The organism is Pseudoalteromonas sp. SWXJZ10B (assembly GCF_015864475.1).
Taxonomy (GTDB): Bacteria; Pseudomonadota; Gammaproteobacteria; order Enterobacterales; family Alteromonadaceae; genus Pseudoalteromonas; species Pseudoalteromonas arctica.
This window is the reverse complement of record NZ_JADYXD010000013.1, coordinates 35,540-52,657: the sequence shown is the minus strand read 5'-3', so window position 1 is coordinate 52,657 and position 17,118 is coordinate 35,540. Positions and strand designations below refer to the sequence as shown.

Here is a 17,118-nt window from a genome sequence, read left to right as displayed (position 1 = left end):
CGTTCATATCATTAATTTAAATTGAGGAAATAGTGTGATCCTCGGGGCGCAGTGGGTGACGAATGACCAAAGCGTAGCTTTGCAGCTTGAGGAAGTGGAAGCATGGATGCTGACAGGAACCCGGTTTCAGGGATGAATTATTAGCAGCAGAGCTTATTTGAAGAAGGCCGCCCCTTGGTTGCCATCGCCAATGCGACATAAAGAAGAGGCCTAGCAAGCTTTACGCATACATTGAGTGTTAAAAGCAGAGCTTGATGAAAGTTTGTAGACGCGCAACTTGTAGGCGTTAAAAGCGAAGCTTTTACATATAGCCATATGATTTATGTATTTATTATGGACTAGTAAAAAAAAGCCTCTAAAATCATCATAGAAAAAACACTTAATATAAAGCCAGTAGTAGAAATAAGGTGTAAAAAAGCTAAAACCTTGTCTATTGGTCTTGCATGTTTTGCAACATGACTTCCATCAAATAGTGGTGTTGGTTTACGTGCCCTTTTACAAAAAATAGCCATAGCATAAAATGGCGCACTTGCACCTATACCTCTATCCCAACTTGGGGAGCTAATTCCATCTTGTAGCATTTTTCTATCAATGTATTTAATTGAAATACGCGGAAATAAAACAGCCATTATCATTAGATAGATAAAAAAGAAGATGCTGCTGTATAGTAGTATTTCTAGAAAAGGCATTAAAAAAATTCCTGTTTGCGAGTAGTTAGTTTACTAAAAAATTCAATGTAAACAAGCATTAACTCATTACTGAATTAAAGGCTGTTGCTTAGGCCACTCCCCCGTGATCACATCCGAAATTTAATTAATGATGAGTAATTAACAGCATGGATGCTGTTAAAAGCGTAGCTTGGCCATGGATGGCCTATCTACGCTGGTTACGTTCATATCATTAATTTAAATTGAGGAAATAGTGTGATCCTCGGGGCGCCGTGGGGTTCCAAGGGGCGGTCGGCGGTATCCGCCCCTTGGTTGCCATCGCCAATGCGATATTTGTAAATTAAATTACAAACCAAAAGCGCGAGGTAAACTCCCGCCTACGGCTTTTCGCGCGAGCAAGCTGAGCGCCTACAGGTGTTTGGGTGAGCTTTGTAGCGTGAGTTTGAATAATGCGACATGTACCTTTTTTTAAGGTATAAAGTAAACATTATGATTATAGGAACTCATCATGGATGATTTATTAAACCAAGGTTTAAGCCTTTTATTTGTTATCGGTAGTGTTTATTCGCTATTAGGTGTTTTGTTTTTCAAAATATGGCTTCATCAAAAGAATGCAAAATTACCTGTAGATCGTAAAAAGCTTAAACGTGTTGCAGCGCAAACATTAAACGAACAAGTAAATGACAAGATTGTTGAGGTAATTGGTCTGATTTTTCTCTCTGCTTTAATAGTTACAATGCCTTTTGCTATTAAAGGAATTGCTGAAATGTTTGCCAGTGGCAAGCTCAATTACTTTTTAATTATCGTGATCGCATTGGGTTTAATCTATGTGGCACGAAAGCTTTGGGTTAAATCTAACGACTTAATAAAGCTAAAACTAGGGCGTGATGCAGAGTTAGCAGTCGCTTCAGAACTTATTGAATTACAGTCACACGGATACCAAGTATTTCATGATATACAAGCAGATGGTTTTAATATTGATCATTTAGTTGTTGGGCCAAATGGGGTATTTGCTATTGAAACCAAAGGCAGACATAAACGAATAAAAGACGATACAAATTACAAAGTTAAATTTGAAAATAACCATTTAGCATTTCCTTCTTGGTTTGAAAGTAAACCGTTAGAGCAAGCCCAAAATCAAGCCAGTTGGGTGAATAAATGGCTCTATGAATCTACCGGTTTTAATACTCCGATTTTACCTGTTTTATGCTTTCCTGGTTGGTTTGTAGAACTAAAGCAGAGATCAATTTTCCCAATCGTTTCTCATAAACAAATAGTTAAAACTATCCTTTCAATGCGACAAGTTAGCTTAAATCAAGAGCAGCAGCGTGCTATTTGCTATCAAGTCGTGCAGCGAGCCTTAAACGATAGTAAAGCAATTTAAAAGCTTCGCTTTTCGCGCGAGCAAGCTGGGCGCCTACAGGTGTTTAGGTGGGCTTATTTAAAAGCCAAAGCGCGATATAAAATTGCACCTACGGTTTTGATGAGAGTGGTGTTCGCATTGATGTAGGTGAGGTTTTATACCTCGCTTATAAATGGATTGTTTTCACCATTGAAAAATGCATTATTGCTCTATGTAGTGCTTAAAAGTAATGAGGCAATTAACCCTGCTATTCGCCTCATTGCATGAGGCAAATAAATAACATAGACTGAAGCTAATTACCTTTAGGACTAAAGACTATGTGGATATGGCAACAGCAAAATTGGCCAAACTTTACGTGGGATGCTGCAGCGCTTGCTCCTTTACTAAGGGATCTTTCATATAATCAAGGTTTATTAGTAGGGCGTATGGGCGCGCAAAGTGCTCAACAAAAGCAGCAAGCTCTAGATACTTTACTAGCAAATATTATTCACTCCAGTGCGATTGAGGGTGAAAAGCTTAATGCATTTTCGGTTCGCTCTTCTCTTGCTAAAAAGCTCAATATTAATGAGCAACCTTACCCAACAACAGTGCAAAGCGATAATCTTGCAGAGATTATGCTTGATGCAATAAATAACACAGACTCACCGCTTAATTTAGAGCGAGTGCTTAATTGGCATCGCTTATTGTTTGCAGGTGAGCAAAGCTTATTTACTAAAATTGAGGGCGGGCAATTGCGTGCTGACGAGCCAATGCAAGTGGTATCGGGGCGCTTAGATAAACCGGTATTACATTTTACGGCGCCTCCTAAAGAGCGAGTAAATAAAGAGCTTTCGCTATTTTTTAACTGGTTTAACAAAACGCAAAACGATCCTCAAATAGACCCCTTTATTCGGGCAGCTATCGCACATTTATGGTTTGTAACAATACATCCACTTGAGGATGGTAATGGGCGTATTACACGGCTTATAACCGACCAGGCATTAGCGCAAGAACATGCTGAGTCGATTCGGTTTTACGCTATGTCGGTGGCTATTTTAGAAGACAGAAAAAGCTACTACGAGGTGCTTGAAGCCACTCAACGTGGAGATCTTTGTATTACAAAGTGGATTAAGTGGTTTTTACGTACGCTTAATAATGCGATACACCATACGCTTAATAATATTGAGCAAACAATTTTTAAAACCAATTACTGGGCAAGTAAAGATCAAACAAAGTTAAGTGAGCAGCAAGTAAAAGTGCTTAATAAGTTACTTGATGGCCAATTTGAACAGGGTATTAGTGCGAGTCAGTATCAAAAGGTGGCTAAGGTTAGCCGTGCAACCGCAACACGCCATTTATCGGACTTGCAAACGCTTGGATTTTTAACAAAAACCGCCGCAGGTGGGCGTAGTACACGTTACAAAATTGCCTAATGAGGCAATTACTCACATTATTCACCTCATTACGTGAGGCGAATAGGTGTTTTAAATTGTTACAGGTGAGGTTTTATACCTCGCATGGTGTTTTTATAAAGCGAAAGCGCGATGTAAAATCGCACCTACGGTTTTGTTGATTGTGGTGTTTGAGTTGTTGTAGGTGAGGTTTTATACCTCGCGGGTGTTTTTATAAAGCCAAAGCGCGAGGTAAACTCCCGCCTACAATTTAAACGCTTCGCTTTTGCGCGATGTAAAATCGCACCTACAATTTAAAAGCTTCGGGTACCTCTTACCCCAACCGCGTTACTTTCACTTTTATTTTACCCGCATTAGCGCCATAAAAGCGGCTTAGGTCGTTTGCAAATGGGCAAAACTCGCCTGATTTATCTATTTTAATATCGGCACCGTCGGCTATTTCAAAAAGGTGGTCGTCGTTTTTATTAATAGCACCAATGAGTGAAAACCATTGCGCGCGAGGAAATCGTCTAAATGGTTCGAGTACGGCCATTGGGATTTCTTTTACGCCAAGTTGTACGTTGTCGCGGTTCCAGCCTAATGGCGTGCACTTTATGCCATCGTCAAACCAGTATTGATTTGGATATGGGGTAAAGCGGTACGTAGCGCCTTGCTCTAGCATGAGGCCGGTTGCGTTGTATTGCTCAGAGGCAAATACCATTACATCTTGGCTTTGGTTAATGCTCAGCACACTCATGTTTTGATTAGCCAGTTCTATATGTTGGCTTAAACCAATAAAACTAAGCGTGGTGTTGTCGTTGTAGCTAATTTTGTAATGCAATTTTTTAAGCGACTCTGGGCGGTAACTGGTTAGCTTATTAATGCGTTCGGCTACGCTGAAGTGCACTAAGGGCTCAAGGTTGCTGGCTTGATCATCAATTAATACATAGCACTCTCTATCTACTAATTTAAAAAACGGGTTAAACCAAAAGTAATTTTGTTGATGACTTAATGCGAGCGGATCGGGCGTTACTGTTACGTCATCTTGTGCTACTAAGTTGCTATCGGGGAGTAGGGTTTCGTAATCTATATCGTGGCTAGTGAGTAACGATATATTAAGCGGTTGTTCTATTAACCACTCAAGTGCATAGCGCAAGCTAATATCGGCTAGGCCATCGCGGTAGTAACCACCGCCAATGTCTGAATGCGCACCTGCAAACCATAGCTCGGTAATATTGTTTTGATGGTTCATGAGTGTGGGTTCAAAGGCGCGGCGTTTTTCGTCAAGGGCTACGCAGTGCAGCGCTTGAGTAATGTTGTTGGCAATGGTGTGGTTTTCAAAAATAACGTGCTCTGCGCCACGAGTGGCTTTACTTACTTTTGATAAGCCAATAGAGGCAACGGTATCAAACACACATACATACACGTTGTTGCTTATTAAGGGTTCTAAACATTTAGCAAAGCGTCTGGCAAGCGCAGCGCCTCGGCTAAAACCTGTTAGCAGTATGGTATCGCCTAATTGATAGTGAGCTTTAAAGTCGCTTAACGCTTGATTTAAAATACTGGCTACGTCGTCACCACGAGGTGCAAGGGTTTGGTTTAAAATACGTTTAAGGCGGCTGCCTTTGGTACCAATACCTTGATAATAAAAACTGAGTTGGTTTAAAAATGGAGTAATTGGGGAGTCTTCTAATTTACCGCCAAGCAGCAAATGCAATTTTAAAATGTTGGTAATATTAGAGTCTTCTTTAAAATGATCTGAGCTAAACTGTTCTGCGTCACGGGGCTCGTTTCCTGTGCCGTCAAAGTTAAAAATTAGCGTTTTACCCGTCATAACCCAATTCCCTTAGTTGTTTTAAATACTCTACACAGACAATGTTAAAAATTAAAGACAATATTCATCAGGTAATGACGAGCTAATTTATGGCTCGCCTGCTATGAAGATCAGTGATTATAAAAAGTATAGCTATTTAATGTTGTTTCCTCTAATGGTTTAAGCGCAGAGTTAAGTTGTACCAACTGCTGATAAACTTCAGGGTAAAATATTTTTAATCGGGCAACGCGAGAAAAGTGGTTTGGTTCAAATTTTTCAACAAGCTGCAAAGCTAAAGGAACCATTGGGCTTAACTCACCTTTGGTGTAGCTTTGTTCTAGCGCTAAGTCGAGTATATCTACGCCAAGTTTACTGGGAACAGTCGGTATTTTGTTATCAATTAGAAATTGGACTGCTTCGACAGAAGACGACGCAGCTTGTGTATAAACGTCGCGTCCATGTATATCGGTAATCGAAAAATCAAAACCAAGTTGTGCAAGTTCTTGCCATTGACTAAGCGGAATCCAGCTTAGTCTAACCAACTCTGTTGGAGGGATAGGTAGCGTTCGACTATTCCAAATAGGCACTAAGTCATATGGATTCTTAAGTAACCTAATAAATAGCACGTTTGTCTCTGTTTGATTTAGTGGAGTTGTCTGGCTGTATTCATGTGCTTTTTGAAATTCTTTTTTAGCTAAATACTCACGAAATACACTATCGCTTCTATCTGAAGAGGTACGGCGGGCAAGAGTGTTCCACCAATAATTAACTAAAACAGGGTCTATATTTTGTAATACGTCTTCAAAGTTACTGCCATACTCTTTTTCAATTTTGCGCACTTTGTCGTAAGCATCACTATCTCGTATGAGCTTTTGGGCTGCAAACAGCTTTTCTGTTAATTGATTACAATTGCTTGAGGCTGAATCTAGGTCTTCTTTTTTATGTTGTAGCTCTAGTAAAAATTGAGATATTTCAGAGTTATCTGGCTCAGTTACTCTAGGCAGCATAGAGTTTTCAATTATAGATATTTGGCTAAAGTAGAGGTAACTTAAAGGGTTTGTTTGCTCACTAATAAAAGTACCTTGTTGATATTTAAATTTGTTTTCAAAAAGTAGAGTCTTATCTGATGAATTTTTATAATTAAACTCACCATGGGCTTTATATCCTTCGGCGATTAAGTAATCCATCATATCAGTCTTACTTTTATCTAAATCTTCTAAAGTTAAGTTTCCGTTTTTAGGTAAATTAATTATGGCAATATCTAACGCTGTAAATAGGCCTGCTTTATTGGTTGGCGAGACTCCTGCTTGTTTTAATGCTTTTACTAAGGGTAAATTAAATTGGCTAATAGCTAAATCGGCTAAGTTATATAAAACGGTAAAATTGTCATAAATAGGCATATCATTAAGTGAAGGTACTTGCTTCATTAACGCAAAAATATACTCATTAGGTAGACCGTTATTTATAGCTACTGCGAGTTCATTTACCGTAAATTGATTTACTGCGATTACATGCTCAAATTCGTCAATTGAAAGTTTATTTGCATTGAGCATAAGTAGCGTGGCGGGAGAGATAACATTACTACCTTCAATACGAATAAACGACTGCAAATAAGTGGTAAACGTGTCGGAATTGTTTAATAGTGCATAGAGGGTTTCTTTTTTTACATTTTCATCAAGTGGAACGTTAAATGTTAAACCAGCAGGGCTTTGGGTAGCCGAACCTAACTGCTGCACCATCTCTTTTACTTTATCAGTGGTGAAATTTTGAATAGCTTCAATGCCTTGCCAGTCAGCTAAAATAGCTATGCTTTCAATTATTTTATAGTCTTTTTTTTGTTTATCTTTAATCGCTTCTTTAAGTAGCGTTGTATATGACTGATAAGATGCCTCGTACAAACCTGAATACATTAATAGGTCGGCGACAGAAGTACCTTTGTTGAGTTCATTTTTAAAAAATAAAGTAAGCGATTGGTTTATTTCATTTATTTTGTATGCTTTATCAGCCGATTTATTTTTACAAAGGCTAATTTCGTGTTTTAGTTTTACTACTTTCTGTTGTGGGGATGCTTGAACGATCTGCTTTTGTTGTTTTATTTTGGGCTGAACTATATTTGAGGCAGGTTTTAAATTTTGCTTTACTACTGGTGAGCTGGATTGAGCTATAAATATATAAGTTGCCAATACAACCGTAGCAATGGCAATAAGCGCCAGGGGTCCTTTTTTCATAAACGTTAATCCTTTAGGTTCACTATTTCAATTATCCACATGGTACTATTTTAGATACTAATAGTGTAAGAGGCTTTAATAAAGTATTAATTTATTAAAGCCATTTTATAGGCTGCTAATTCAGTTTGCTTTTAATGCAATTTCATTTTAGGGCGCACTACTCGCAGTACTTTTTCGCTTATCCATAATGCAAAGGTTTTTGCGCTACCGTGTATGGCGCGTTGGTGCATACGATATAAAGATATATACATAAAGCGGGCAATTTTACCTTCAATAAAAAAGGTATTGCTGGTTAGGTTGCCCATTAAGTTACCTACCGTGCTGTAGCTCGATAAGTTAACTAGCGAGCCATGGTCGCTGTATTTAAAGCCGCGTAGTGGTTGCTGCTTTAACGTGGCGATGAGATTTTTTTCGACGCATAACGCCATTTGATGCGCCGATTGTGCGCGTGGTGGTACTTGCTTGCCGTCGGCTTGGGTAAATGCGCAGCAATCGCCTAATACAAAAATGCTTTCGTCAACGGTGCTTTGTAAAAACTCGTTTACTTGAATTTGGTTGCTACGAGTAAGCTCAAAAATACCTAAGTCTTTAATAAAATCAGGTGCTTTTACGCCTGCCGCCCACACCATAATATCGGCATCAATGTGTTCTTCATCTTTGGTGATAAAGCCTTGTGCGGTGCCTTCTTTTACTTGCGTTTGTTCGCGCACGTTTACGCCAAGCTTTAATAGCTCGCGTTTGGCACTTACGGCAATACGCTCTGGTAATGCAGGTAAAATACGCGGGCCGGCTTCAATTAAATGAATATGCAAACGCTTAGACGACATATTTGTTAAGCCATAAAGCTTTAATAGCTCAGACACATGGTAAAGCTCAGCTGAGAGTTCAACACCCGTAGCACCGCCGCCTACAATGGCAATATTAAGTGATTGCTGTTGGTTGTCGTCTTGATGAAGGCGGGTAAAGCTGTCGAGTAATGAGTGCTGAAAGCGCTCTGCTTGTTGACTTGAATCTAAAAAGTAGCAGTGCTCTTTTATACCAGGGGTATTAAAGTCGTTACTTACGCTGCCGATGGCAATAACAAGGTGATCGTAGCGTACGGTACGCCCAGGTAAAATAGTGTGGCCTAACTCGTCGTTTAATGGGGAGAGGGTAATTGTTTTATTGCTTTGGTCTATATTGCAAAAGGTACCAAGTTGAAAACGATAATGATGTTTTGCGGCATGGGCTGAATACACAACGCCATCTAAATCAGGGTCAATAGAGCCTGTCGCTACTTCGTGCAGTAACGGCTTCCATATGTGGGTACGGTTTTTGTCTATTAACAGTATATCTGCTTGTTTTTTTTTCCCTAGCTTATGCCCCAGTTGGGTTGCAAGTTCTAATCCGCCAGCACCACCGCCAATAACGACGATTTTAGGTATTGTAATACTCATAACGTTGCCCTTAAAAATAATATACCCAAGTGATCTGTATTTTTATTAGTTTTTTAAGGTGACTTGGGTATCAATAAATTATTTTGGCAACAAGTAGTTACTACTCATTTTATGGGTGCCTAGTTTGCGCCTAAATAAAACCGATGTCAGCAATAAATAATGTTATTTGTTGTATACTGAGTTGCAAATATTTCATACACACCGAGTTGCAAATATTTTATCTACACCGCATTTTTATAAGCATGACTATTGTTTAGCCATCAAAAGGACATTTATGACCACGCCACTAATTCAATCACTTGAGCAGCACTTTGGTTTTAGCCAGTTTAGAACAGGGCAACAACAAACTATAGAGCAGCTTTTAAATGGTCAATCGTCGTTGGCTATATTTCCGACCGGCTCGGGTAAATCGTTGTGCTATCAATTAACTGCGTTGCATTTACCAAATTTAACCTTAGTGGTTTCGCCTTTACTTGCATTGATGAAAGATCAAATTAGCTTTTTAAATAGCAAAGGTATTTATGCTGCCAGCCTTGATTCGAGCCAAGATCAAATGCAAAGCAGCACCGTAATGAGTGATGTGCGAAACGGTAAAATTAAAGTATTAATGGTGTCGGTTGAGCGCTTTAAAAACGAGCGTTTTAGAGAGTTTATAAGCCAAGTGGCGCTTTCTATGTTAGTGGTAGACGAAGCGCACTGTATATCTGAATGGGGCCATAACTTTAGACCCGACTACCTTAAACTGCCGCGTTACCGCGAAGAGCTTAATATTCCTTTAGTGTTGTTACTTACTGCAACGGCCACTAAAAAAGTAAAACGCGATATGGCAGAGCGCTTTGCTATTGCGCCTGAGTGCATTGTGCAAACGGGCTTTTACCGCGCTAATTTAGATTTAAGCGTGCTGAGCGTTAAAACCGCCGATAAAAACACCGAGCTTGCCAACATTGTACGCGCGCAAAGTGGCCCTGGTATTGTGTATGTAACGCTACAGCAAAGCGCTGAGCAAGTTGCTAATGTGCTAAGTGCGCAAGGTGTGCATGCCGTTGCTTACCATGCAGGGCTTGAAGATACGCTACGCTGGCAAATTCAAGATGACTTTATGGGCGGTAAAATTAACGTTGTAGTGGCAACCATAGCCTTTGGTATGGGCGTTGATAAATCTGATATTCGCTTTGTTATACATTACGACTTACCTAAATCGATAGAAAACTACAGCCAAGAAATTGGCCGAGCAGGGCGCGATGGCGATCCATCAAATTGTTACACGCTTGCTAACCTAGACGGCCTAAATACGGTAGAAAACTTTGTATATGGCGACACCCCTGAGCTTAGCGGTATTGAATACGTAATTAACGATATTCGCCAAAGCCACCAGCAATGGGAAATGCAAGAATACAGCTTATCGAGCGAAAGTAATATTAGGCAACTGGCACTTAAAACCTTACTTGTACAGCTTGAAATGCAAGGCGCTATAACGCCGCAATATGCCTACTACGCCGATTTTAAATACAAATTTTTGGTTGATAAAAACGAGCTACTTGGTCATTTTGATGAGCAACGCCAAGCATTTTTAACACAAATATTTAGCCATACCGATTTTAAAAAAATATGGGGCACGCTAAATTTTGACTCCCTTACGCAAGCCGCGCAGGTTGATCGCAAACGCGTAGTGGCTGCTCTTGATTACCTAGCCGAAAAAAACCTAATAACGCTCGAAACCAAACGTATTACCCAAGTATACAAAGTGCATAGCGAGGTTATAAATAACCCAGAACTTGCCCAGCAACTTCACGACTACTTTACCGACAAAGAACAAGCCGAAATTAAACGTATTGCTGCACTTGTGCGCTTTTTTGAGCTACAAAGTTGCTTAAGCTATAACTTAGCGCGCTATTTTGACGATCAAAATGCACCTGAGCAATGTGGGCATTGTAGTGTGTGTAGAGGGCATGCGGTTAAGCTTGAGTACTCTATAGAGCCTGCATATATTGACGATCAGCTTATTTATCAAAAAGTTGATGAGTTTTTAGCGCATATGGCGGGCAAGGGTAATAATAATGTGGGGATTGAAACCCAATGCCGCTTTTTAGCGGGGATGAGTGTGCCGTTATTTGCGCGTAATAAAGTACGCCAGCTGAGTGGTTTTGCACTGTGTGAGCAAATGCGTTACAGCGATATTAAAGCAAAACTACTAGCGCGTTAAATTAGTTACTGTATCCTAGTGGCTTATTCAAAAAAGTAAGCCACTATGCCTCATATTGTTATCCCCGTTGAAAATATTTCTACTACCCCAGAGCCCGTTACGTGTGCTAACTGCCAAGCCTGTTGTTGCCAATTAGAAGTGCGCATAGTAACCGACACTGGCGTGCCTTTTAACTATATAGAATACGATAAATGGGGCAGTGAAGTAATGAAACGCGCTGACGACGGTTGGTGCCAAGCACTCGACCGCAATACGCTTATGTGCTCTATTTACGAAAACCGCCCATTAGTATGTCGCGAGTTTGAAATGGCGTCGGGTGAGTGTATTACCGAGCGCGATTTAGCGGGTATATAGTCCGCTATTATTAAAGTACATAAACAACAAAGGGGCTTAAAAGCCCCTTTGTTTATTGCTTACTATAAAAATTAAACTTTAAAGTAGCTAATATACTTTTTAAGCGTGTTTGAAAGGTCAGCTAATGCAACGGCTTCTTGTGCGTTACTGTTAAGCGACATGCTGGTTTCTTTGGACATACTGGCAATTTCTTCTACGCCAGTACTAATTTGCGCCACGGTGGCTACTTGGTTTGATGTTGATTCAACAATTTCAAGCACGTTACTTAATGAGTCATTAGCTTGTTGCTGTATTTGATGCAGTAGCTCGTTTGCTTCGTGAGTAAGCGTTAAGCCATTTTCTACTTGTGGTACTGTGGTTTCCATAGCTGTTACCGACGCTTGCGTGTTTTCTTGTACTTGCAAAATCATCTTTTCAATATCGCCTGTTGCATCACCAGTACGCTGGGCAAGTTGTCTTACCTCGTCAGCAACAACAGCAAACCCTCGGCCTGTTTCGCCTGCTCTTGCAGCTTCTATTGCTGCATTTAGTGCAAGCAAGTTTGTTTGATCAGAAATACTGCGGATCACACTTAAAATATCGCCAATGTGTTTTACATGTTCTTGCAGCACGTTTACTTGGGTAACTGTGGCTTTTACGGTTACTGAGATTTGCTCAATTTCGGCGGCAACTTTTTGCACTGCAATACTACCTTGCTGTGACAACTGCGCGGTTATTTTTGAGTTATCTTCTGTTTGCCTAACTGAATCGGCTACAGCATGAATACTACGGCTCATTTCTTCTAGGCTGCTTACTGCCGAGTTTGTATAAGTTACTTGTGCGTCAGCGGCACTAAGTGCTTGCTGCGAGCCAGATGCTACGCTTGCAGAGTGCGTAGAAAGCTCTTCAGATGAGTTAATAATGCTATCTACAATGGTTTTTAATTTAGATTGCATCACCCCTACAGAAGCCATCATGCTATTTGGGCAACACGACTGCACATCACCTCTTAAGTCGCCTTGTGCAATAAGGGCAATTACTTCGGCGGCTTCTTGTGGTTCGCCACCTACTGAATTTCTGATCAGTTGGCTAATAACATACGCAACGCTTATGCCTATTAAAAAGGCAAGTGCGGTGAGCGAAATCATCCAAATTTTAAACGAGCTGGCAATATCGAGAGTATCAATAGTGGTGGTTTGATTTGCTTGCTCTTGCAGGTTTATAAATTGGTTTATAACATTTAGCCACTGGGTAAATGCAGGGCGCGCATCGGTTAATAAAATACGTTCAGCTTCGTTTAGGTTTCCTGCATTTTTAGCGTTTATAACACCTTGAATAAAAGGCTGAGTGCGCTGCTCTATTTGATTTATTTTATTAATTAAAGCGCGTTCTTCACTATTCATATTACCCATTAGCTCGGCCATAGACCGGCTTGACGTTTGGTAAAATGCGTTTAGCTCTTTTATGCTCTTTAACACGGAGCTTAAACTGCTTTGATCGGTAATTAGCACTACATCGCGCACGGCTATCGCTCTGTCGTGTACGCTGCCTCTAAAGTTAATAGCGTAACGCTGCTTTACCGAGTTTACGTCGGTCATGTGGGTAATGTTATTATTAATAAGGCTAACGCGCGAAATGCCAATAATGGTTAAAATAAGCATCATTGATAAAATTACGCCAAAACCGGTCGCTAAACGCATGTTTATTGTCATGGATGGTTCCAAGTTTGAATTAATACCAGTAAGGGCAGCCAGTATTATTAGTGATTATTCTAAAATAATAGCAGCATTATGCCTTATTAATTAAAGTTTTATTAGCAATAAGGGGTTGTTTGTTAATTTAGTTTACAAGCGTAACTTTAATGAGGAGTGTTTTTCAGGCATTAAAAAAGGGGCTAAATGCCCCTTGATGTTGTATAAAAAGATTATACAAAAAGATTATATAAAAGTAGTTAGTCGTACTTTGCTTCTAGCTCATTAGCTGTATGAAACTTCTCATGACTTTGTAATTGCTCGTCGTATTTAACGAGGTTTTTAAAGTGCGCTAATTGACCTGAGTTTTTAACTATTTCAACAATAAACGACATCATAAAATCAGCTCCCGTTAGGGTATCGCCCACTAAATAACGTTTACCTTCAAGGCGGTCGTTAAAGTAGCTAATTACTTTAGCTGTTTCAGCGTCAGCATAGCCTTCTAAAAACTGCGTTTTAGCGCCGTCTTTTAGTACAAACATTTTAAGTAAAAGCGGTAAAATTGCTGAGCTTTCTGCAAAGTGCAGCCATTGCTGGTAGTCAACATATTCAGCGGTATCTACTTTTGGAGCAAATTTACCATTGCCGTATTTAGTAATAAGGTAATCGGTAATAGCGCCTGATTCAGCAATAATTAAACCGCCATCTTCAATTACCGGTGACTTACCAAGTTGATGAATATGCTTTAATTCGTCAGGGGCTAGGAAGGTGTCTTTATTACGCTGATAAGCCACAATTTCGTAGTCAACATTTAGCTCTTCTAAAAGCCAAATTACGCGTTTAGAACGTGATTTATTTAAATGGTGTAGTTTGATCATGTCAGTCCTTTTGTGGCTTGTAAGGACTTGGCCTTACAAACCGTTTAAAATTAAAGTGGGTTATTAATTTTAACCACAGTTTTACCAAAGTTTTTACCGCATATCATGTCGTTGAACGCGCCTACTGTATTTTCGATGCCTTCTACCATGTGCTCACGGTATTGAATTTTTCCGTCTTGTAGCCATTTTTGCATGTCTTGTGCAAACTCGTCGTAACGGTCGCCGTAATCATCAAAAATGATAAAGCCTTGCATTTTAATACGCTTAGTAAGCAATTGACCCATTAGCATACCTAAACGGTCTGGGCCTTCTGGCAAGCTAGTAGCGTTATATTGCGATACTAAACCACACAATGGTACGCGCGCTGCGGTATTTAGTAATGGTAGTACGGCGTCGAATACTTTACCGCCCACATTTTCGTAGTAAACATCAATGCCTTTATCACAGGCTTTTTCTAACTGCTCTGCAAAGTCATCAGCTTTGTGATCAATACAGGCATCAAACCCTAGTTTTTCAACTGCGTGTGCACATTTTTCGCTACCACCAGCAACACCCACTACTTTACAGCCTTTAATTTTAGCTATTTGACCAACCGTTGCACCTACTGGGCCTGTTGCTGCTGCAACAACTACGGTTTCGCCTTCTTTAGGCTGGCCAATATCAAGTAAACCCATGTAAGCAGTAAAGCCAGGCATACCCATAATACCTAATGCGTATGAAGGGTTTGCAGGCTCTTTACCTAACTGCATTAAGCCTTCGCCATTGGTAATGGCGTAATCTTGCCAACCTGTGTAGGCAAGTACCCACTCGCCTTCGTTAAACTTATCGCTTTTAGACTCTTCTACTTGGCACACGGTTGCGCCAACCATTACATCGCCAATATTAACAGGGTCAGCGTACGACTTAGCATCGCTCATACGACCACGCATATACGGGTCTAGCGATAGGTAAATAGTGCGTAGTAAAACTTCGCCGTCTTTTAATGCAGGAAGCTCTACCGTTTTTAATTTAAAGTTTTCATCTGTTGGAGCGCCATTAGGGCGTGATTCAAGAGTAAGTTGGCGACTAGTCGTAGACATAAAAGATCTCCTATTAATATAAATAAACTACTTACCGAATGTTTACGCTTTAAAAATCGTGTTCAGCTAAACAATAATGCGCGGCTAAGCAGTATGGATATGTACAATGCGTACCTTAATAAAGGAGTTTTGGGCGGGTGGTTGATAATTCAACCTTTGCAGAGTATTTATTCTAAATGGTTTATTTTAGCTTGCTAAAAATATGGCTATTGTAAAACACCCCGTTTTTATAAATGGCCTGTTTAAGCACAGCCTCTTGCTCAAAGCCACTTTTAATAAGTGCTTTCATAGAGCCGGTATTACCAGCAAACACAGCGCCAAAAATTCTGTTTAAATGTGAGTTTGCAAACGCTTCTTCGCATATAAGTTCAATAGCGCGAGTAATAATGCCTTGCCCCCAATAGGCTTTATTTAGCCAATAACCAATTTCGCCACTGTGGCTGTATTCAAATTCGCCGGGAGTTATGCCAATACAGCCGGCAAATTGTCCATTAACCTCAATGGCCTTAGCCGTTGCATCAATTACGCCGTTTTTTGAGCCTTGGTTTATCCACCAATCAGCATCGGCTTGCGTATAAGGAAACGGAATTTTTGACGATAAATAACGCGTTACCTGTTCATCATTTAAGGTGCTAATAATAAAAGGCGCGTCTTGGGCTTTAAACTCTCTGAGGGTGATCATATTTTTTCATAAATTTTTAGTATGCATACTAACTTAACAATCATTTTAACGTTAAACAATCAGAACCTAAATTAAACGGTTTACGGCTATTACTTTGTTTTAAAGTCCTCTAATATAAGCAAAATATTACACCTATTTTAGATGCCATTATGCACCCTCACATTAAAGCTCTTTATAACAGCGCCCAAAAACCAAGCCGTTTAATTATTGGTTTAATGAGCGGTACCTCGTTGGACGGGCTTGATGTTGCACTGTGTAAAGTAACGGGAGCGGGCTTAAATACACACATTGAGGTTTTAAATTTTACTACTGTTGATTACAACGACGATTATAAAACTAAAATAAAGCAGGTATTTGCCAAAAGAGAGTGTGATTTAGAGCTTGTTACTTTACTGCACCCGTGGGTAGGTAAACTCCATGGCGATATGGTTAACCAGTGCTTACATACTTGGCAGGTAAACCCAGCAAGTATTGATGTAATAGCAAGCCACGGGCAAACCATTTACCATTGCCCGCAGTCGCAGCATAACCACAAAAGCTTTACTAATGGCACCTTACAAATTGGCGATAGCGACCAAATAGCCGTTACTACGGGTATTACAACCATTGGTGATTTTAGGCAAAAACACATAGCCGCAGGAGGCGAGGGCGCACCACTTGCTGTGTATGGCGATTATTTGTATTTTTCGAGCGCTGCTGAGAGTCGGATTTTGCTAAACATGGGCGGCATAGCTAACTTAACGTTCCTACCCAAAAATGGCGATGCAAACGGTGTGTTTAGCGCCGACATTGGCCCCGGTAATACCATTATGGATGCCTACGTACAGCAACATTTTAAAGATATGCATTATGACGATGGCGCAAAAATAGCAAAAGCAGGCAAGGTAAATACACCATTATTGAATGCATTGTGTAATAACGCATTTTTTAAACTCCCAATGCCTAAAACTACAGGGCCTGAGGTATTTAACTTAGCGTATTTAAACGCCGCACAGAAGCTTACAAACACCCACCATTTAAGCCATGAAGATGTAATGGCCACCTTAAATACCTTTACTGCAACTGTTATAGCAAATGCATTAAACGAGTGTGCAGAGCGCGCACAAAATTGTGTGGTGTATGCAAGTGGTGGCGGTATTCATAACCCGTTACTAATGGCGCAACTTACAGCGCTTTGCCCACTTATTAAGGCGTTTAAAAACACCGACGATTTAGGTATAAACCCCGACGCAAAAGAGGCCGTGTTATTTGCTATTTTAGCAAACGAATGCCTAGCAGGAGAGCAGCAACACCTAAGTAATACTGCACAAGGTATTGCGGGAGTTACTATGGGTAAAGTAAGTTTTGCAGATTAATAACTTATAGGTCGCGTCG

13 protein-coding genes are annotated in these 17,118 nt (G+C 40.1%); 5 read left to right on the top strand and 8 right to left on the bottom strand.

The genetic code is table 11. The features are described from left to right. Positions 1-338 precede the first annotated feature (338 nt). Positions 339-689 (bottom strand): hypothetical protein, encoded by a 351-nt coding sequence (locus I6F54_RS12855; protein WP_165728779.1) that lies wholly within the window; start codon positions 687-689, stop codon positions 339-341. 487 nt (positions 690-1,176) lie between these two features. Here I6F54_RS12855 and I6F54_RS12850 point away from each other — a divergent pair, with 487 nt between their 5' ends. Further along, entirely contained in the window at positions 1,177-2,052 is an 876-nt protein-coding gene (locus I6F54_RS12850) for a nuclease-related domain-containing protein (protein WP_197141660.1), read from the top strand. Positions 2,053-2,348: 296 nt separating this feature from the next. Continuing rightward, positions 2,349-3,443 carry a Fic family protein gene (locus I6F54_RS12845; RefSeq protein WP_197141658.1) on the top strand — a complete coding sequence of 365 codons (1,095 nt, stop codon included), beginning with the start codon at positions 2,349-2,351 and terminating at the stop codon, positions 3,441-3,443. 292 nt (positions 3,444-3,735) lie between these two features. Here I6F54_RS12845 and I6F54_RS12840 read toward each other — a convergent pair whose 3' ends face one another. The 3 genes from I6F54_RS12840 to I6F54_RS12830 form a co-directional block, all read right to left on the bottom strand. Continuing rightward, complete coding sequence (locus tag I6F54_RS12840) at positions 3,736-5,235, bottom strand: phospholipase effector Tle1 domain-containing protein (protein WP_197141655.1); 1,500 nt, start codon at positions 5,233-5,235, stop codon at positions 3,736-3,738. Positions 5,236-5,345: 110 nt separating this feature from the next. After that, a complete protein-coding gene (locus I6F54_RS12835; RefSeq protein ID WP_197119824.1) occupies positions 5,346-7,442 on the bottom strand; it encodes a cupric reductase in 2,097 nt (698 codons plus the stop codon). 131 nt (positions 7,443-7,573) lie between these two features. Continuing rightward, on the bottom strand, positions 7,574-8,878 hold the full coding sequence (locus I6F54_RS12830; protein WP_165741260.1) for an NAD(P)/FAD-dependent oxidoreductase: 1,305 nt from the start codon (positions 8,876-8,878) through the stop codon (positions 7,574-7,576). Positions 8,879-9,152: 274 nt separating this feature from the next. Here I6F54_RS12830 and I6F54_RS12825 point away from each other — a divergent pair, with 274 nt between their 5' ends. Next, complete coding sequence (locus tag I6F54_RS12825) at positions 9,153-11,081, top strand: RecQ family ATP-dependent DNA helicase (RefSeq protein ID WP_197141653.1); 1,929 nt, start codon at positions 9,153-9,155, stop codon at positions 11,079-11,081. A 45-nt stretch (positions 11,082-11,126) separates the two neighbouring features. Then, positions 11,127-11,435, top strand: a complete 309-nt coding sequence (locus I6F54_RS12820) for a YkgJ family cysteine cluster protein (protein WP_010554993.1) — start codon at positions 11,127-11,129, stop codon at positions 11,433-11,435. Between the two features lie 71 nt (positions 11,436-11,506). On the opposite strand, the gene I6F54_RS12815 is transcribed toward I6F54_RS12820, so the two are convergent. The 4 genes from I6F54_RS12815 to I6F54_RS12800 form a co-directional block, all read right to left on the bottom strand. Then, positions 11,507-13,126, bottom strand: a complete 1,620-nt coding sequence (locus I6F54_RS12815) for a methyl-accepting chemotaxis protein (protein WP_197141651.1) — start codon at positions 13,124-13,126, stop codon at positions 11,507-11,509. Positions 13,127-13,365: 239 nt separating this feature from the next. Next, positions 13,366-13,983 (bottom strand): glutathione S-transferase family protein, encoded by a 618-nt coding sequence (locus I6F54_RS12810; RefSeq protein WP_010554991.1) that lies wholly within the window; start codon positions 13,981-13,983, stop codon positions 13,366-13,368. 50 nt (positions 13,984-14,033) lie between these two features. Further along, entirely contained in the window at positions 14,034-15,062 is a 1,029-nt protein-coding gene (locus tag I6F54_RS12805; RefSeq protein WP_165741712.1) for an NADP-dependent oxidoreductase, read from the bottom strand. Positions 15,063-15,243: 181 nt separating this feature from the next. Further along, positions 15,244-15,744: a GNAT family N-acetyltransferase gene (locus tag I6F54_RS12800; RefSeq protein ID WP_007583462.1), complete on the bottom strand. Its 501-nt coding sequence runs from the start codon at positions 15,742-15,744 to the stop codon at positions 15,244-15,246. Between the two features lie 149 nt (positions 15,745-15,893). On the opposite strand from I6F54_RS12800, the gene I6F54_RS12795 reads away from it, so the two are divergent. After that, on the top strand, positions 15,894-17,099 hold the full coding sequence (locus I6F54_RS12795; protein WP_197141649.1) for an anhydro-N-acetylmuramic acid kinase: 1,206 nt from the start codon (positions 15,894-15,896) through the stop codon (positions 17,097-17,099). Positions 17,100-17,118: the final 19 nt, after the last annotated feature.